Source organism: Foetidibacter luteolus (genome assembly GCF_009650435.1).
Lineage (GTDB): Bacteria > Bacteroidota > Bacteroidia > Chitinophagales > Chitinophagaceae > Foetidibacter > Foetidibacter luteolus.
The window spans coordinates 1-17,893 of record NZ_VVIP01000089.1 but is presented as its reverse complement, the minus strand read 5'-3'; the positions used below and the strand labels follow the sequence as shown (position 1 = coordinate 17,893).

19 protein-coding genes are annotated in these 17,893 nt (G+C 39.5%); 4 read left to right on the top strand and 15 right to left on the bottom strand.

The genetic code is table 11. From position 1 onward, the window contains the following. The first annotated feature begins 89 nt into the window (after positions 1–89). Positions 90–740: a VOC family protein gene (locus tag F0364_RS26405; RefSeq protein ID WP_153800824.1), complete on the top strand. Its 651-nt coding sequence runs from the start codon at positions 90–92 to the stop codon at positions 738–740. A gap of 6 nt (positions 741–746) precedes the next feature. After that, positions 747–1,790, top strand: coding sequence for a flavin reductase family protein (locus F0364_RS26400; RefSeq protein WP_153800823.1), 1,044 nt, complete (start codon positions 747–749; stop codon positions 1,788–1,790). Positions 1,791–2,573: 783 nt separating this feature from the next. On the opposite strand, the gene F0364_RS26395 is transcribed toward F0364_RS26400, so the two are convergent. The 5 genes from F0364_RS26395 to F0364_RS26375 form a co-directional block, all read right to left on the bottom strand. Next, positions 2,574–3,194: a hypothetical protein gene (locus tag F0364_RS26395; RefSeq protein ID WP_153800822.1), complete on the bottom strand. Its 621-nt coding sequence runs from the start codon at positions 3,192–3,194 to the stop codon at positions 2,574–2,576. 108 nt (positions 3,195–3,302) lie between these two features. Next, a complete protein-coding gene (locus F0364_RS26390) occupies positions 3,303–3,956 on the bottom strand; it encodes a hypothetical protein (RefSeq protein WP_153800821.1) in 654 nt (217 codons plus the stop codon). Between the two features lie 237 nt (positions 3,957–4,193). Next, entirely contained in the window at positions 4,194–4,901 is a 708-nt protein-coding gene (locus F0364_RS26385) for a hypothetical protein (protein WP_153800820.1), read from the bottom strand. Between the two features lie 331 nt (positions 4,902–5,232). Next, on the bottom strand, positions 5,233–6,147 hold the full coding sequence (locus tag F0364_RS26380) for a ribonuclease E inhibitor RraB (RefSeq protein WP_153800819.1): 915 nt from the start codon (positions 6,145–6,147) through the stop codon (positions 5,233–5,235). An 807-nt stretch (positions 6,148–6,954) separates the two neighbouring features. Continuing rightward, on the bottom strand, positions 6,955–7,218 hold the full coding sequence (locus F0364_RS26375; protein WP_153800818.1) for a hypothetical protein: 264 nt from the start codon (positions 7,216–7,218) through the stop codon (positions 6,955–6,957). A 129-nt stretch (positions 7,219–7,347) separates the two neighbouring features. On the opposite strand from F0364_RS26375, the gene F0364_RS26370 reads away from it, so the two are divergent. Together F0364_RS26370 and F0364_RS26365 are read left to right on the top strand one after the other, a co-directional pair. Then, complete coding sequence (locus F0364_RS26370; RefSeq protein WP_153800817.1) at positions 7,348–7,839, top strand: transposase; 492 nt, start codon at positions 7,348–7,350, stop codon at positions 7,837–7,839. A 242-nt stretch (positions 7,840–8,081) separates the two neighbouring features. Continuing rightward, positions 8,082–8,939: a transposase gene (locus F0364_RS26365; RefSeq protein WP_262885420.1), complete on the top strand. Its 858-nt coding sequence runs from the start codon at positions 8,082–8,084 to the stop codon at positions 8,937–8,939. 260 nt (positions 8,940–9,199) lie between these two features. Here the strand turns inward: F0364_RS26365 and F0364_RS26360 are convergent, their stop codons facing one another. The 10 genes from F0364_RS26360 to F0364_RS26315 all read right to left on the bottom strand — a co-directional run bounded on the left by F0364_RS26360 (position 9,200) and on the right by F0364_RS26315 (position 17,827). Continuing rightward, entirely contained in the window at positions 9,200–9,877 is a 678-nt protein-coding gene (locus F0364_RS26360; protein WP_153800815.1) for a hypothetical protein, read from the bottom strand. A gap of 945 nt (positions 9,878–10,822) precedes the next feature. Next, positions 10,823–11,188: a hypothetical protein gene (locus tag F0364_RS26355; protein ID WP_153800814.1), complete on the bottom strand. Its 366-nt coding sequence runs from the start codon at positions 11,186–11,188 to the stop codon at positions 10,823–10,825. A gap of 12 nt (positions 11,189–11,200) precedes the next feature. Beyond that, positions 11,201–11,527: a DUF7677 family protein gene (locus tag F0364_RS26350; protein ID WP_153800813.1), complete on the bottom strand. Its 327-nt coding sequence runs from the start codon at positions 11,525–11,527 to the stop codon at positions 11,201–11,203. 232 nt (positions 11,528–11,759) lie between these two features. Further along, complete coding sequence (locus tag F0364_RS26345) at positions 11,760–12,242, bottom strand: hypothetical protein (RefSeq protein ID WP_153800812.1); 483 nt, start codon at positions 12,240–12,242, stop codon at positions 11,760–11,762. Positions 12,243–12,501: 259 nt separating this feature from the next. Beyond that, positions 12,502–13,125, bottom strand: coding sequence for a hypothetical protein (locus F0364_RS26340; protein WP_153800811.1), 624 nt, complete (start codon positions 13,123–13,125; stop codon positions 12,502–12,504). A gap of 357 nt (positions 13,126–13,482) precedes the next feature. Continuing rightward, positions 13,483–13,806: a hypothetical protein gene (locus F0364_RS26335; protein WP_153800810.1), complete on the bottom strand. Its 324-nt coding sequence runs from the start codon at positions 13,804–13,806 to the stop codon at positions 13,483–13,485. A gap of 463 nt (positions 13,807–14,269) precedes the next feature. Continuing rightward, entirely contained in the window at positions 14,270–15,247 is a 978-nt protein-coding gene (locus F0364_RS26330) for a hypothetical protein (protein WP_153800809.1), read from the bottom strand. Between the two features lie 248 nt (positions 15,248–15,495). Next, positions 15,496–16,065, bottom strand: coding sequence for a hypothetical protein (locus tag F0364_RS26325; RefSeq protein ID WP_153800808.1), 570 nt, complete (start codon positions 16,063–16,065; stop codon positions 15,496–15,498). Positions 16,066–16,276: 211 nt separating this feature from the next. Then, positions 16,277–17,158: a hypothetical protein gene (locus tag F0364_RS26320; protein ID WP_153800807.1), complete on the bottom strand. Its 882-nt coding sequence runs from the start codon at positions 17,156–17,158 to the stop codon at positions 16,277–16,279. A 195-nt stretch (positions 17,159–17,353) separates the two neighbouring features. Then, complete coding sequence (locus F0364_RS26315; RefSeq protein WP_153798776.1) at positions 17,354–17,827, bottom strand: hypothetical protein; 474 nt, start codon at positions 17,825–17,827, stop codon at positions 17,354–17,356. Between the last annotated feature and the right edge of the window lie 66 nt (positions 17,828–17,893).

Sequence of the window (17,893 nt, the reverse complement as noted above, 5' to 3'; positions counted from 1 at the left end):
GGCGGCTTTTCAGCCCCGGGTAGATAATCTGTTGCCGCCATAGGCAGCAACGCGGGATAAACCATAACTTGGCTGATAAAATAAGCCTTATGCGTTTTCAAAAAATAACCCTGCAAACAAGCAGGTTAACAGAGCTGCATGAATTTTACAGCAATGTGCTGGGCTTGTACATTCACTATAGGGATGACCGCTCTTTTGAGCTGCTTACCGGCGCAAGCACCTTACGTTTTGAGGTTACTGATACCGGCCACCCTTTCTATCACTTTGCCTGGAACATTCCTGAGAACCGGTACTTGCAGGCCGCGGACTGGTTAAAGCAAAAGAATATCACCCTGCTAACAGAACCAGGTACCAGCAATGAAATACTTGACTTTACAGACTGGAACGCCCATGCCATGTATTTTTATGACCCGGCCGGCAATCTTGTTGAGCTGATTGCGAGGCATAACCTTGGCAACACTTCTGCAGAAGATTTTAACCCTGGCTCTTTTCTTGAAATAAGTGAAACAGGCGTAGTGGCAAAAGATTACGCCACCACTTATAGTTACATAACACAAACGCTGCAAATACCTTTTTGGAAAGGTAACCATGAAAACTTTAACGCCCTCGGCGATGAGCATGGCCTTTTTATAACTGTGCCCGAAGAACGGGTATGGTTTATGAGCGATAAGAAAGCGCAGCATTTTCCGCTGGAAGTTAATTACACGCAGGATGGAATAAATAAAACCGTTTATTTTTAGGCTGCTATGAGCGGCGATACATCTATATACCAACAGGTAGCCATTACCAAAATAATCGAGGAAACAAACGATGCCAAAACATTTGAGTTATTGCCCATGCACGGGTGGCAGCCGGCATATTCGCCGGGGCAGTTCATAACGTTTGTTTTTGAAAAAGCCAACGGACAGGACAGGCGTTCCTATTCCTTCTCTTCGTCGCCGGCGCTGCAGGAAGCCATGCAGGTGACGGTAAAGCGGGTTGAAAACGGCGCATACTCACGCCACATGCTGAACCATTTGCAGCCAGGCGATATCCTTACCACGTCAGGCATTTCCGGGTACTTCAGGCTGCCGGAAAATTTTAGTGGTACCAGTTGCCTTTTCTTTTTCGCGGCAGGCAGTGGTATAACGCCTGTATTTTCCCTGGTAAAAACGGCATTGCATACAACCCAGTTGCCCATTGTATTGGTGTACAGCAACCGCAGCCCGCAGGATGCCATTTTTTACGAGCGTTTGCAGCAAATGGAAAAAGAATTTACCGGCCGTTTTAAGGTACGTTACCTGTTCAGTAACATCCGTGACGTGTACAAAAGCAGGCTGAGCAACTGGTTGCTATTGCAATTACTGCAGGAGTACAATGTTGACAGGAAGCACACCCTTTTTTACATGTGCGGGCCGTTTGTGTATATGCAAATGATAATGATTACGCTGCTTACGGAATCTGTACCGCCACAGCACCTGCACAAGGAAGACTTTAGCATGCTGCCCCGTATTCATAAACCCAAACCGCCGGATACAGCCCCGCATGAAGCGGAAATTCACATTAACAACAGGGTGCACATTCTAACTGTTCAATATCCTGATAATATACTTTCCGCCGCCAAAAAGCAGCAAATACAATTGCCCTATAGTTGCCAGGCTGGGCGCTGCGGCAGTTGTGCCGCCACATGTACCCGCGGGCAGGTGTGGATGGCTTACAACGAAATTCTTACCGATGATGAAGTGGCCGCAGGCCGGGTATTAACCTGCCAGGGTTACCCGGTAAACGGCAATGTGGTAATAAGGTTTTAAGATAGAATCAAGTAGAATAATCGCAGGCGCTTGTTATGTTCCTGAGGAACATATTGTGGGTAGAATAGCCGTTTAAGGTCTAATATGTTCCAGAGGGATAACTTACAAGAATCTATCTTATTGCAAATCAATTACCTATATTTTTGGTCGAATTTTTCGCCGAACAGAAATTGATTTTCACCTTGTTCCTTATAAACCTTTACAAAGAATAGCATATCTGTACAAAGGTACGCTTATTTTTCCGCCACCTTACTTGTATCCACAACAGTACCTACCATTGAAAACTCTGAATAACGTTGTTTTATCGGATATACATTGTGCATTAAGACTTTAGAATGTAAGTAAAAAGATATTGGAACTAAAATCAGTTACCCCTGACGCTACGGAGATTTAAACATTATTTTTCTAATGCCTGGGTTGTATCCATCCCCGGAATCGCTTGGAGTGAAGGGATTGGGAAATATTAGTAGAAACGACAGGTGAGCATTGTTGTCGACTTGGTGGTTATCCTGCATACCTTCTCAGAGTTTTGCTTAATGCAAAGACAGCGGTCTACGGTAAAAAGTTGTCAATCGGATGTTTCCCGAAATGAACTCTCAGTTTATGGGAAAATCAATTGACGTCAATAACCATCGGATTATGAAATTTGAAATATGATTTGATCAAAGTGTAGGTCAATGCACTAATTGGTTTTACGGCCTTATAGAGGCAATATCCAATAGCAAAAACGCGTTTACTTTAAGCTTAATGCCTATATCCGAAAAAAACATTTGATAGTATTTTTCATTGTTCAGGAAAAATTAAGTGACCAATGCCACCAGTAAATTTCTTTAACCCTTTCTTCAAACTTTCAAATTCGCTGTCGTTTACATTAAAACTGATTTCAATCAGCTCATTTCCATAAGTCATTGATAAATGTGTACGATATAAGTAGATACTAAATATTGTAAGCTCACCTGATATCTCAGGGTCATTTGTTTCGATGTAATAATAATCACTCTCAAATTCGTCTTCTGAAAAAGTCCGTTGGAGCAAAACATACTGTTCCACTGAAGCCATTACGCTGACAGCTTTTATGTCCAGTACCGATGACCACTTATCTTCATTTTCTGATAGGGTAACGGTGCAGCCAAATTCGTCATCAAATACTGATATTTTTCTGCATTCAAATTTCATTTTCCCTATGTTATATATTAAACGTTGAAGTTTTGCACAGCCTGAAGTTGGAGTATATGAGCATTTTCTGTAGTGGTGCTGTCTTATCCCACTTTGCATATTAGGGTGCGTCAAATTTAATTGCCACCAACGGTTAACGGCTTGCTGCTGTAACGGGATTTTATATTCGTCAGCCTGGAACAAAAGCCGATTGAAAAACCAAAGTACAAAATATATTCTGTTGTTCACCTGCGTTCAGTCAGCCGGAACTGCTGCTGACAAACGAATAAAAAGTTGATCCCGCTTTGTGTCTGCCGGTATAGCAGCAAACCGAGGTTAGCGGTTCGGGCTACGGTTTTAAGGGTAGTCGAAACCAAATTCAAACGCTTCAAGTCCACCATTCCTGATTTTGTATGATGCATAATAAATGGGCATGTTATGACGACCAAGTAGATTAGTTTTTGTGTCCTTCGGAGTTTCTATTCTGTAATATAGCTCGATGTAATTTTTTGAACTGTCAAGAGCTGCGTAGCAGTTGCCCAATCGGCTAACAACATCCGCTTTTGACATTCCAAGTCTTATTCCCTTTTCCGTTTTGATGGTGTCAACATCAAGCCTTTTGTATCGGTAGTCCTCCTTTTTTGCGTAGCCAACTTTGAAAATGCTTATTTGGTATTGCCCGTCACCTGAATGTTGCGTTAGTGATAATAACTGCTGGAAATTGTTTGAATAGAAACGATACTCGTCTCCACTTCCAGGCTTTTCATTTCCAATGAAGTTCTTGCCGCTTTTGGCATCTCTGATTTTTATTGGCAATATTGAAGTATCTGGATTTAAAAATTCGCAACCCGAGGTCCGCAATCTTTGTAATGCTTCATACCTTAATCGTTCAGCCTTGTCCGGCTCAGGAACAAGTTCACGGCTATTGTTTTCAGAAGTGTCGACTTTCTTGATGTCACCGCAATTAGATAGCAAAAATGCAGAAAGTATGACCGTGATTATTCTTCTCATAATGTAGGAGTGATTGCCTAAGCCTGACCGCTAACGTCCAGGGCATTCTGCTGTGCTGATATTCCGTAATTCGTCAGCCGGGAACCGAAGCTGAGTAAAGTTATGCAGATGATGTTATATTCTGTTGCTCGGCTTTATTCGTCCAGCCCGGACTACAGCTGATAAGCGAACGGGACAATCAGTACATATTCGTCAGCCAGCATAGCAGAAAACCCCATATTAGCGGTAGTTTTTTATTTAGATTATGAATTCGTCTTCTTTAAAGTCCAATTTTCCAATTACAACATCGTCAAGAAGTGAATAGTAGCCGTACCTATCACTTTTCTTTGAATAAACTCCGAATGTGTTATTGTCGAGCCATTTCGAATTTTTTGCTATCTCATATGCGATATCATACCAGAACCAGTTCCTGTTCTCGAAAAGTGTAACCTTCTTTATATCATTGCCAATAGTAAATAGTAAATTTAATGTCGTTACTTTTTGGGTCTTTTCAATCAATACTTGTCCAACCTTCTTTTTATCTCTCGACATTTTTGTTGGATATATGATTTTAAATTCAAAATCACTTTCGATTATTTCTTTATAGGCTTTTTCAAAAACAGTTCTGTCCCATTTATACTCGTCACTCAATTGAAGTACTGCCGTATGAATAACATCAAGAACATATTTATACTTTCCTTTCTTGTCAAGCGAAGCATACTCGTCATAGCTAAAAAAAGGGGCTATCGATACGAGAGAGCCATCCTTCCATGTTCGATTCCAAATCTTATGAAAAGATGGTTCAAGCGTTATTCTGGTTGTGTTCGGAGGCTTATAGCCATTCATTCTTTGAACATACAGATCACTAACAAAATTTTTAAGCGAAGTGTCTTCCCAATATCCAGCTGTTCCGACAGCATGAGGTGTCGGGGCATACAATGTTATATCAGAGAAAGGGGCTTCCATAAGAATTACCGCTAACGTCAGACTGTGAAAAAACTAAAACGAAGACGCTTAGAATCGCTTATATGAAATGTACCTCCATCAGGTACCCGAATTTTTCAGCTTCAAAAGGTAGTTTTTTCACAAACTGACGTTCGAGTATTTGCGAAGGCAGGGAATTGTTGATAATCCGGCCCGGAACTGATGTTGAATAAAGATTAAAAGAAAAAGTTAGCAGCAACTGTTCAGCAGAATTCCGTCCAACCCGGACGCAGTACAGTAGCGATTTTTAGTCGATTGTTTTTCCGTCTGCCAAACTTTTGCAAATACTTTTGTTGGCTGTAGCCGTTTTTTGTCACTTGGTTTTGCCATTAAGCATTTGGAGTAGCTGCTTTGCGTTATCATTGTCTTTATTAAGTTGCAATGCTTTCTTGCAATTCGCCAATGATTTATCATACTGTTGAATAGCATATTGTGAAGCTGCCATTCCGTAGATTATTCGGTCGTCGTTTGGCTTTAGTTTGTCTGCTTGGTGGTAATAGTCAATTGATTTTTGAAATTGTCCATTGTCGTAACACGTTGCTCCGAGATTAAAAAATGCACTCAAGTAGTTCGGATTGTAATTTGTCGCCTGCACCAGGTGATTTATTCCTTCTTGTACTCTATTTTCATTTATCAGCGTGTTGCCAAGTTTGTAAGCAGAAGTATCGGGCTTTACGCTTTGCTTCAAACATTCTCTGAACACAAGTTCCGCTTTGTCGTTGATTTCAAGGTCATACAGCTTTATTCCCAAGTCAAAAAGGTCGTTACCATTTTTTGTTGCCATAAACCTTGCAAAGCCCTCGTTAGACACCAAAGGTTTAGTCGGGTCTGCATTGCCAACGTCAAAGCCGTTAAATGAGGAAATGTTATGCTTTCCTGCTAATACTCGTAAGTCCTCTTCCCGCTTTTGCAAACTTTGTCTTGTGTGCTTTTCTATCTTTTCAACATGGAGCATATACTCGACGTTTTCTTTCTTACCGAGTTCAACGAACCGATAGGATTGGGCAACCAAATCGGTTTTCAGTTTCTCCAATTTTGATTTGTCTTTGTCAAAAAAGAAATAGCCGTACAAAAGATTTTGCTTTGTGTCTACCCCTTGTACTTCAATTCGGTCAAAGATGGAATTGATTTGCTCCAAGTCATTCGGGTTTTGTGTCGCTTGGGTTTGAGACTGACAACTTGAAAAAAAGCTCAAGGTCAAAATAAGCGTTAGTGTGGTAGTTTTCATTTTCTATTTTATGAACGCTGTGTCCCAATACGGTTTCAGCCAACGGCCAGGGCCTTCTGCCGTGCTGGTATTCCGTGATTGTCGCCCCAACGCTGGTGAAACTGTTGGGCAGTATGGCACATAACGAACAGGTATTTGCGAAGGCTGGGAAATAGACTTACGTCCACCCCGGCTACCTGAAGCTAAATTCATAAATAAAAGTTGATGATTTGTACATCGCTAAATAGTTATTCGTCTGCCGGATATGAAGCCAAATTGAAAAACAAAAGTTTAAACACAGCTTCCGTCTGAACAAACAAATAAAAGAAAAAGTGTCGCAATGAAAGTAGTCTTATTCATGTTTTTTTCAAACTGATGCCATTAGTAGGCTGTTTGCATAAAGTGGTATGTAACGTTCAGGGCTTTCTGCTGTGCTGATATTCTGTGATTCGTCAGCCCGAACTGCTGCTGAGTAAAGTTAATACAGTTGACAATGTATTCTGTTGCTTGGTCTTATTCGTTCAGCCCGGACTGCAGATGATAAGCGAACGGGACGATCAGTATATATTCTTCAGCCAGCATAGCAGACCCCCCCCCTGTTAGGTGCAGTTCATTTCCCTCGATTTAGGTAATCGTCAAAAGTTTTATGAACTGATTCAATCCTGCCGTCGTCCGTGATTGAAAAATAATATCCAGGCATTTTCATTATTTCCCCAATGAGTGTCTCTGTCAAACCCTTCATACGAAAGATACTTCTAATTAATTCTCGGTCTTTATGTCCTATTGGCATGTAGATACTAACTTCACCATCGTCATGACTATTTATTTTCATATTGTCTTCCAAGCAAAGTCACAGTCATGCAAATAGTATTTTCGATTATCAATAAAGAACCGATTAAATTCTTCTATAGTTTTAAAATTGTCAATGACGTCTTCACCTAAATAGTCGTTCTTATGGTATGTGACAATCTTAGCAGAATTAATTTTGATTTTGTCATTTAACAAGCCTGTTACTTCTAGAGTTGTCATCTCAGCAAAATGAAAAATTTCCAGCTGAGATTCTCCTAAATCATATAATAAGCGTTCAATCATCTTTTCCAATAAAGTGTGCTGCGCCTTGAATTGCACCTAACGGCAGTTTGTGAAAAAACCAGTTTGCCAATCAAATATACACAGGTTGTGAATAAGCTAAATGGCGTATGATTTTTGCTTGATACCTTTATGCAATTTATACAAGGCACCAACCGTCATCAAACTTATTTTGCTACGCTGGATGATCAATTATCGCCAGATAATCCTGTAAGGCTTATAGACGCCTTTGTAGATAAGCTGGAACTGGAAAAACTCGGCTTCACCAAAACAAGCCACCACAGTGAAGGCCGCCCCCCGTATCATCCAGGTGTGCTTTTAAAGCTTTATCTCTATGGCTATTTCCATAAAATACGCAGTAGCCGTAAACTGGAAAAAGAATGCCTTCGCAATATTGAATTGCAATGGTTAATTCAACAATTGCAGCCAAATTATCATACTATAGCTGACTTTCGCAAGGTTCATGTAAAGCCTTTACAATTTATGTTTAAGCTCTACGTGCAATTTCTCGGCGATGCAGGCCTGTTGGGCAAAACAACCATAGGTGTTGATGGCAGCAAGTTCAAAGCTGTGAACAGCAGTAAGAATAATTACAATCAGAAAAAGATTGATAAGCACCTGTAGTTTATCGAGGAAAAAACAACCCGGTATTTACAGGAACTGGACGAACTGGATAAACAGGAAAATACAGCTGCTGATAATGATGACCTCCAGATAAAAAAGAAAAGATCACCGAAGGCCTTGCCAAATTAAAAGAACGTAGCATTAAATATGACAACCTTCAGCAACAGCTAAACAATACAAACGACAAACAAATCAGCACCACTGATGCGGACAGCCGTAGCATCATCATTGTTAAGAACATAGTGGAGGTTGCTTACAACACACAAAATGCAGTGGATGACAAACATAACCTGATTGTGCATACACAGGCAACCAATACCAATGATGGCAAAGCTTTATACAAAGCAGCGATACAGGCCAAAGAGAACCTGCAGTTACAAAAGCAGGACAATCTTACGCTGCTTGCAGACAAAGGCTATCACACAGGAGCCGAACTGCACCTATGCCAGCAGGAAAACATGATAACACATGTAGCTTACAAAGAGCAACCCACAGTAAAGCATATAGACAAAGCGTTCCTTGCAGAAAGTTTTGAATACAACCAATTGACCGATACTTATAGCTGTCCGGCGGGAGCTGTACTTACTACACTGGGAACCTGGCATCATAAAAAGGGAGAAGCCAATGAGACCAGCTACCGCTTTAAAACCTATCGTACAGATGCCTGTAAAACCTGTAAATTAAAAGACCAATGCACCAAGCTTCCCAAACGAATCATACAGCGAAGTGAATACCAGAATGCGGTAGATATTAATGATAATAACATAAAGCAAAATCCACAATACTATAAAAGACGTCAGGCCATCTGTGAGCATCCATTTGGAAGCATTAAGCGACATTGGGGGTATACTCATACTTTACTCAAAGGCCTGCAAAAGGTAAATGGGGAAATGAACCTGATCATGTTCTGCTACAACTTTATGCGCACAAAGAATATATTAGGGTTTAGTAAAATGCTCAAACAGATCCAAAACTGGAAACCAAACTACGATAAGGTAGTTTGTTCTGCAAAAAAGCGGCTTATCAGCGCTTTATACATGCCGATTAAACAAACCTTTTCTAACACTCACTGCTCTTCTCCCTTTTTAAAGGCCGCTTAAAATAAGCTCTATTGCCTTACAGTGAAATGCTATTAGCCAAATTTTAGGCATTTTGAAGTTTTTTCACAGTCTGACGTCCAGGGCTTTCTGCTGTGCTGATATTCCATGATTCGTCAGCCCGGAACCGAAGTTGAGTAAAGTTAATGAAGATGATATTACATTCTGTCGCCCGGCTTTATTCGTCCAGCCCGGACTGCAGATGATAAGCGAACGGGACGATCAGTATTCATTCGTCAGCCAGCATAGCAGAAAACCCCATGTTATGCGTAGCCATTCGTCCCATTAAGGTATTTGTCAAAATCAAACTTTCTATTGTTAATGTCGTCTACGAATTGCTTGACAGATTTGTTGATTAGTTCGATTTTATATGGGTCGTGAATTAATCCGAATACCTTTCCTTTATTGTCAATTGCTATGTAGTTGCCATCTTCAAGGTCCTTTATTTGATAGTAGGTTTTGCCGTCAACATCAAATTCGCTAAGATTTGTCAAATCAAGATGTTCACAGATTAGTCCGCTGACAAGGTTTTCAATTTTTGAGTCTGCGGCAAACTTGCTTTTACTTTTCTTAAATGATGACAAGTCAACTTGATAATTGTGGAACTCCAAAATGTCTTTTTCAATTTCGAAGCCTATCCAAAGTCCGTCGTAAATTGTGATGTTCAGCCTGAATGCTTGTCCATCTTGTTTAATTATTATGTTTTCTAACTCAAATTGCTTCCCCTTAGTCATTGATTTGTCGGACTGTGATGGGTCAAAACCGATTGAATAAAAGTGCCCTTTCATTGCGTGATTTACAGAAAATCTTCTATAAAGCCCTTTGTCAAGCCCGTCTGCTAAAAATTTGAAGTCGGCAGGTAATTGCGAAAAAACTTGTCGGAAAAAAATAAGTGGCTTTCCTTCAATTTTCCAGTTTGTCTTTTTAAATAGTCCGAACATTGTTGTATGTCGTTGTATGGTTACGCATAACGGACAGAGTATTGCTGCAGATGGGATATTTGATGCTGAGTCTGCCCGCAACTGCAGCAGAATAATGAATTAAATGCACAAGTTTACGACTAATAGATCAGGAGAATTCCGTCAAGCCGAGATGCAGTACAATAGCGTATTGCTGCTGATTGTTCTTCCGTCTGCCCCATTTGCTAGCAATACTTTTGTTAGGCGCATTCGTCAGTCTTTGGATTTGTAAAATTTTGTCGAAAAGTATTTTTGTCTCATCGGATCATATAAGTCCTTCGCAACAACTTTACCGTTTGGGTCTATTATCAATAAAGTATTTTTCTTTACCAATAGCTTCTGAGGGTGCGGTGTTCTGTTTTGTCCGCCACCAGATAAAAGCGTAGCAATGTATGTTAAGCTGTCAATGCGTTCTGATTTTGGGTCTGACGAAAGAACAAGTGTGTCACGTTCTTTTCCCACTTTGAGAGTGTCAAGTATTGGGACATAAAATAAATAGACAGTGTCTCTCTGTAAAGACCAATGCCCTTGTGACCATGAGGAGGATAAATCAAAACCAGTTTTGAAGTCCTAGGTACTGTCACTCTTTAGAATAAGAGTATGACCGAAGTTGTGATAATATATTCCCGAAATATTCTTCTGACTAAAAACATTTACTGCTGATATTATAAAAGCTATGGTCACTATGTTCTTCATTGTCAAAAACGGTAAGCTGTTGTGATTGCGCCTAACGGCCACAGCTTTGCGTCCGGCAGGGCATTTGGAAAACGTCCAGCCCGGAACTGTGGCCGACCGAAGTTACAAAAGTTGAAAACATATTCTGCTGCTCATCTGCGTTCGGTCAGCCTGATATGTAGCTGATAGTAGCACTAACGATGAGAATTTATTCGTCGCCCCCTGCTGACGGAAAACTGAATGTTAGGCGCATTATGCTGTCGCACTAATGTTTTTGAACAGTTCAAATGCAGATAAAAGTGTCGGCATAACATGCTGTCGTAATAAAGCAGATTGCTCACCGTAAAAGTTTAAGTTCTCGTAGAGGCGGCTAATACTGTCGCTGTCAACTCCTTCCTCCAGTTCAAATCTTATGTTCCAAATCCGATGATTAAGTTCATTCAACCACTTTAACGCTTCGACCTTGTCCCTGTCGGATGGCAACTCATCCGACCATATCCCTCGTGCTGATATCGTGAAAGAAAAAAGAAGCAACTCTAAAAACAACTTTTTGTCTTGGGTGGAAAGGGCGATGAGCCTATCGAACGTTTCTTGAAAACGCTTTTGTGTATCGGTCATGAAGTTTTATTGTCAGATTAAGTCTTGCAAGGGTGGCGGAGCATGTAAGGCGACTTCCCAATCCTCATAAGCCGGCGTTACCTCAAAGGTTGGGTCGCAATAAGCCCTCAAATAATCTGTCGCTCTTTTCTCGGCATACTTTGAATTTAAAACCGTCCCTTCTTCGTCAAGTTGGATGACATTGACATAAATGGCAAATACCTGTTCAATTGCACTTGGCTCGTTCCCATAAAGAGAGAGGTAGTCAACACCTTCTAAAGTATTTTGTGTTCCACTCGCCATAAAATAGGCGAACGTTCTAAGTGCACCACTAAATGAATTGCTTAATTGGTTTGGCATATCAAATCACTGTTGTTCAAGTTGCGCCTAACGCCCACGGCCTTGCGCAGTACGGGAATTCAGGTTCCGTCTGCCCGGACCGTCAGCTGAGTAAAGATATATTGTCGATGTTATATTCCAAAGCTGATCCGTGTTCCTGTCGCCCGGAACTGCAGCTTATCCGTGTTGATGTCGATCAGGACTTATTCGTCAGCCCGTATTGCGCCAGGCCGATGTTGTAGGCAACCCATGATTAATCAGGTTGTCTAAAAAATTCAAAAATTTCGTCTTTCGAATCATTCCACCCTGTCCAAATATCTCGCAATATTAATTGCTTTCCGTCGAATGAAACAACATTATAGATATCAACTCTTGGGGGACAATCCTTGTTGATTCGTAAAATATTCCGAGTCATAAAACTTGAGTCGTTCAACCAACGAATTTTCAGAGTGTCCGGATCGTCACATGAAATTTCGTTTGTCCAAAGCACCAAATCGTGACTGATAAAGTTTAATCCAGCACAGCCAGATTCGGCTAAAACAAAACGTCCAGAAATAGAGCTAGAAAGGTTATTACTAGAGGTAGTTTCGACTCGGGATACCTTACCAACAATACTTTGATTTCTTTGAGACCTAACGTCTTCTTCATTTAATCGAAGCCTAGTACTTAAATACCAACCAGCTATAAATGTTGTTAAGCCAATCAGTAAAGTAATAAGGACTGCTTTGCCGTTCATATTGCGAATTGTCGATACGAAATTGTGCAATGTTTAAGGTTCGGGTTGCCTACAACGTAAGGCATTTGTGCTGTTGGGGACTTCATCTATTCGTCGCCCCCGGCGACGGCTGCCGAACGATGAACTAAAGTACAAAACATATTCTGTTGCTTAATTTTAAAAGTCAAGCTGGGACAAAAAGCTGAACAGCGTTACTGCTGTTGAACGACGCTTTGCGTCGCACCCCAATAGCACAAATGCGGCTGTTGTGCGCAGCTCTTCAGTTTTTGTAAATATTAATCGTTTTAGGTTCTGGTTGTTTTCCGAGTAAGGATATTGAATTACTCCAAACAATTATCCACTTGCTTCTATCTTCCATGTTCAAGAGATAATCAATATAGTCTCGTTTGGTTATATCACTGATTAAAATGAGTCCAAGCTTTGTTTCTTCAACTTGTCGACCGTAAATGCAATTTCGACACGGATAGTCAAACTTGATAGATTTAATAAGAGTAATGTTATATCGTCTACTTTCACCCGGCTTAATTTCAACAATTGTCGGAATGTTTTTGTCGCAATCGTGTCCTGCTATAAAAATGTAGTTATTATTTACTAAAAAATTGTCTTCCCATGAACAAGACATTAACCAAATAAATATTGAATTTGTTGCAGTATTCTTAATTGTCAAATCAATATCAAATCTTTTTTCAGCAACAGTGTCCTTGGTAATGTCGAAGTTTTCGTATCGATATATCACTTCGTAATACTTTTTGTCATGAGTCGCTAAATATTCTTTCTTAACTCTTATTTCAATTTGTAGGGAGTCAGTTATCTTCTGAAATGAAGAAAACTGGTGGTAAAAAGAAATGATACGAGAGTAATTAACAGTTTCAGCATAAATCAAAAACGGGTCAGGCTGGTTTTATGTTGCGCACAACGGACACGGCTTGGCGATGTGGCGGTATTTGAAAATCGTCAGCCCGAAACCGCTGCTAAATTTATAACTAAAAGTTCATTGTTTATTCTTTTGCTCGGTGTTATTCGTCTGCTGGAACTGAAGCCGATTAGCGAACAAAAAGTTGAGAATATTTTCGTCGCCCCGCCATATTGCCAAACCGCCTGTTATGTGCCGTACTTCTTCGTGTCTGGAATTAGGTGCTTGATTTTGTAAAGAACTTTTTGTTTTAAAAACTGTCGCTACCAAAGCTTGTAATATTTTCAGAGTTGTCAAACGCTTCTGTGTCCACCGAAAACTGCAACATTAAAGATTGTTGGATTTTTTTACTTCTTTAATAATGTCGTCATTGGTTTTGTCTGTCCACTCTGTTGTCAATTTCTCTAACTTTTCAAACGTTACATTGTTTGGCTTTTTCTGAAATTCATTTTCTTTAAACGTATGAACTTTAGCTTTGAGCATTGATAATTGAGCTTTTCTGTATTTGTCAACAAGCTTTAATAATTTGTCAGCCTCAACATTTTTTCTAATCCCTAATATTAACTCTATTCCTCTCTTTGCTAATTCTTCCTGTTTTTTGACTGGCTCCGTCCTTGGTGCGTAAGATGGCATAGCTGTTTGCTTTTTCAAATGTTATGTGTCGTGCTGCTCAATAGTTTTTGTCAAGGTTGCAGTGATTGTTAAACCGTGTACTGTGTCCGCTTGCTTATGACTTGAGCCAAAGTCCACCCGATACAAATGCTAAATTGAAAAACAAAAGAACAAAAAATGTACAAAAGATGAACAAAGAACGTCAAGCTGATGTGGGCTTTGGGTCAAGTCAAAACTAAATGATAAAGAACATTTTTACTGTCGCCCCAACGCTGGTGAAACTGTTGGGCAGTATGGCACATAACGAACAGGTATTGCTGCAGTTTGGGCATTTGAATTCGTCACGCCGGAACTGCTGTTGATAGCTGAACTTTTGTTGATGTTTTGTTCAATAGCCAAGTTTATAATATCAAGCCGGAACCGAAGATGAATTTATTACTGCTGCCGATGTTTATAATGTCCAGCCCAAGTTGTAGCAATACCCATGTTGTAGGCAGTCTTTCTATGTCGTAATATAAACGTCTGGCTTCGTTTTAAACAATTCTAAATTGGCATTGTAGCTTTTCAATGTCTGTTCTAATCCGTTGACAATTTTATCTAAAGTTTCCTGTTTTAATCGGATGCCGGAATTTGAACTCCATGACTTTCCATCTTTTCTACCTTTGGCGAATTCATGCAAATAGCGATAAACAAAAATCAAAGTCCATGTGTAGTCTTTCATTCCTGAATGCATGAAAATATTTGACCAGCCGTTAATGCGAACAATATTGGCAAGTGGAATTGCAAAGTCAATTTCTTTCTGATGTTTTTTTATTTCGTCAAACACTTGTCCAAGCGGCAAAGGTTCAAAACTGTCTTTCACTTTGTCGTACGTGCCCATAATTCCAAATGCCTTCCTAATCCTTAATTCAATGACCTGTCTAATAATCGCAATTGAAACGTTTGGTTCTCTTTCAATGAATGAATGGAAAGATGCTTGTCCAAAGATAACTTGCGGCAATAGCTGATAAAGCGTAAAATCTCTTTGATAAAGGTTTTTCCCCAGTGAAAATTTCGTCGGTGCAACTCCTTTGATAGTTTGATTGTAGTCCTGTATCAATAAAGCCATGTCAAATAAAATCTCACGAAGAAGGTTGTAATAATTGTAAACAACCATATCCTTTTCTTCTTCAACCTTATACTTTCTAAGGTTCTCCAAAAAAGGTTCATTCAAGAACATCTCTTCTAACACATGCTTAATACAGCAAAGGTGGGCTTTGTAATGTTCCGCGTTTTTGACTTTTACATTTAAGTCATTAGGTGATTTAGCTATGATTTGCTCTAAAATCTGGTCGCTCTTTTTTGTTGGTAATCGTTTTAACCCCATTTCAAAAATACCAAACTGCAAATAGTCGTGAAGTCCTTCTCTTTTAAGATACTCCAACTTAGCAATTATGCTTTCCTTCGTTTCATCGATTTCAATAAACTTTTGTAAATCCATACTGTCTGGTAGTGTCATTTAAGGTTGCCTACAACGCCCACGGCCTTGCGCAGTACGGGAATTTCATGTTCCGGCTGCCGGGACCGTCAGCTGAGTAAAGTTATGTCGTCGACGTTAAATTCCAATAGCCGATCCGTGTTCCTGTCGCCTGAACTGCAGCTCATCCGTGTTAATGTCGATCAGGATATATTCGTCAGCCCGTATTCCGCAGAGGCCGATGTTGTGCGTAATTATGGGTAGTAGTTGCTCTAGACATTCCTGGCCCTACCAAAATCTTCGAATATTTTCAAATAGAATTTTTGTTCGTCTAAAATCTTCTCAGCATCCTCAGGAAATGTCATTTCCATTTCCATCCCATTTTTATAAATAATCCTGTAACCATCATCTTCCATATCTAAAAAAGTAACCGCAGCATTCACTTCTTTACTTAAATCAACAAACCATTCTTTGATCGATCTAGAATTTTGGAATAAAATACTCATGGATGTGCTTGCGGCCTTGAAAGACACAATTAGGTAATCGAAATCGGATAGGTTTTCCTCTTCGATATAAATGCAACCAATTTTGACCTTGTCACCCAAGAAATAATCATTAAATCGAGACTTTCGAAAAAACAGATTTTTCCAGTATCCTAGTCTTTCATTTTGCTGTATCTCGCGTTTTAAGTAATGTAATATATCCTTGTCCAACTTAAAGTGAATAACGGTACAATTTCCAAACTTACTCTTATGTTCTGTTGCGTCGATAGAAAGTTTGGTTATTAATCTTTCTCTGTTAGATTTTTCAATAATTGTTATGTATCTGTAATCAAGTCCCATAATTACGCACAACGAGCAGGTATTGCCGATGGTGGGGAATTTTATATTCGTCCGCCGGAACCGCTGCCTGGCTTTTTGATAAAGTTAAATATTAAGAACTAAAGCTGGGCTTTATTCGTCGAGCCCCGAACCGCAGTACAACAGAATTATCGCTGCTGATTGTTCCAATGTCCAGCCCCACTATTGGCAATACCAATGTTGTGTGATGTTTTTATATTTTGGGTGCTTCACCAATTATTTTGGGAAAATTCTCTTCGCTCCATGATTTCCCAAAACATGTTATATCTTCTTGACTAATTTCATTGAAAGTTTTGTCAAGTGTTGATAAATAATTGTCAAAAGCTTTCCAAGTAATTATTTCAAGTCTAAACCAGTCGGAAAACCAATACATCACGTCAGATAGTTGAACTGGAGCACCGTGTTCGTTTGAAATAGTTTGTCTTTCTGTAAGAAGTGTCAACCTTGTATCATAAATGCCATAATCAATTTCATTCACTACATCATCATCTAACGACGGGTCATAATATGATTCAAAAAGATTTCCTTCAAATAGTGTAATGAAAAAATATATTGTACCTCTTGTGTCAAATAATAGTTGTCCTGGGAAGATTCTATGGTAGATACTATTCAAGGCAGAAAATATTCCATCCTTTATTAAACTGCGAGCTTCATTATTAAATTCAGCTTTGGTAAATGATGTGTAATTTATTGCTCTTCTTTTATGAGAAAAAAATGGCAATGGTCGTAAAGCGTATAGGATTTTTCTCTTTTGGTGTTGATTAGATACAACAGGTGTGATTTTTAAGATACTTGAATGTTCAACATATCTTGAAGAGTCTTCAGTAAATAATATCCACGGCTTTGTATTGCTACGTTTGCAAGAAATTCGCAATTCAACCCGACGTTGATTAATAATTTTATATGCCAAAATATCTAACTCTCGTTCTTTGCCAAAACTTGGGTCAATATAATTGGTTGAATAAAAGGGAATCCATCCTCTTTTCTGAAGAAGATGTCCTGCCTTTTGTTCAAGGGAGTATCCGCTGTTTTTAACAGCTGCTTTAATATTCTTTAGAAGTTCGGGATTGGTCATAAAATATCACACAACGAACAGGGCTTTATGCAGGTTGGGAATTAGCATTCCGTCTGCCCACAACCGCTGCTGATTGAAAATATAAAGTTGAATTTAAGAAGTAAAGTTGAAAGTGTTTGTCCTGCACGAACTACAGCCTGGATTTGCAATTAGCTGATTTTAAAATGTCTTGCCTAACTTGCGTAAAGCCCAATGTTAGGTGCTTGCTTCTTCGTTGAAGTAGTTAAGGAAGTCAGCAATAAGTATCATATTTCTTTCACTCTCATTCCATACATTCCCAGCTATACAGCTTTTAATATTTGTCCTGACATAACTCTCCAATTGAATCTCTGTCATGAGTTTGTATGTTCCTATTTCAGGGTCGAAACTGTAATACCATTCACTGAATATTTCAAAAATGCAGTTTCGAGTTACTTCATTTTCGGTAGTTTTCAATAGTCGCACAAGTAGCGGAAGGGCAGACAAAACTGCTGGGTAATATGTTCCTCCATGATTATTTCCGATGGCAAATAAGACGTTATTATAGACTTTCCATTTATCATTGTCCTGTCTCAAGTGAATAAGGCTTGATAACGCTGGAGCGACACTGTCTGGGTTAAAATATTCTGGTCCTCTAAATGCTTTCCAGTTAGTTGATTCTACTACGTCTATAAAATCTTTTTCTGTCATAAGGTCAGTCTAAGAGTTGGGGCAAAACAAGGAAATCTGACTGTGGCTTTGCTTGCACCTAACGGT

Bases quoted from the DNA above. Each gene is read 5' to 3' on its own strand.
- F0364_RS26325 (WP_153800808.1), bottom strand. From the start codon at position 16,065: ATGGGACTTGATTACAGATACATAACAATTATTGAAAAATCTAACAGA.
- F0364_RS26355 (WP_153800814.1), bottom strand. From the start codon at position 11,188: ATGACCGATACACAAAAGCGTTTTCAAGAAACGTTCGATAGGCTCATC.
- F0364_RS26375 (WP_153800818.1), bottom strand. From the start codon at position 7,218: ATGATTGAACGCTTATTATATGATTTAGGAGAATCTCAGCTGGAAATT.
- F0364_RS26330 (WP_153800809.1), bottom strand. From the start codon at position 15,247: ATGGATTTACAAAAGTTTATTGAAATCGATGAAACGAAGGAAAGCATA.
- F0364_RS26315 (WP_153798776.1), bottom strand. From the start codon at position 17,827: ATGACAGAAAAAGATTTTATAGACGTAGTAGAATCAACTAACTGGAAA.
- F0364_RS26345 (WP_153800812.1), bottom strand. From the start codon at position 12,242: ATGAACGGCAAAGCAGTCCTTATTACTTTACTGATTGGCTTAACAACA.
- F0364_RS26405 (WP_153800824.1), top strand. From the start codon at position 90: ATGCGTTTTCAAAAAATAACCCTGCAAACAAGCAGGTTAACAGAGCTG.
- F0364_RS26385 (WP_153800820.1), bottom strand. From the start codon at position 4,901: ATGGAAGCCCCTTTCTCTGATATAACATTGTATGCCCCGACACCTCAT.
- F0364_RS26400 (WP_153800823.1), top strand. From the start codon at position 747: ATGAGCGGCGATACATCTATATACCAACAGGTAGCCATTACCAAAATA.
- F0364_RS26390 (WP_153800821.1), bottom strand. From the start codon at position 3,956: ATGAGAAGAATAATCACGGTCATACTTTCTGCATTTTTGCTATCTAAT.
- F0364_RS26360 (WP_153800815.1), bottom strand. From the start codon at position 9,877: ATGTTCGGACTATTTAAAAAGACAAACTGGAAAATTGAAGGAAAGCCA.
- F0364_RS26320 (WP_153800807.1), bottom strand. From the start codon at position 17,158: ATGACCAATCCCGAACTTCTAAAGAATATTAAAGCAGCTGTTAAAAAC.
- F0364_RS26380 (WP_153800819.1), bottom strand. From the start codon at position 6,147: ATGAAAACTACCACACTAACGCTTATTTTGACCTTGAGCTTTTTTTCA.
- F0364_RS26370 (WP_153800817.1), top strand. From the start codon at position 7,348: ATGCAATTTATACAAGGCACCAACCGTCATCAAACTTATTTTGCTACG.
- F0364_RS26350 (WP_153800813.1), bottom strand. From the start codon at position 11,527: ATGCCAAACCAATTAAGCAATTCATTTAGTGGTGCACTTAGAACGTTC.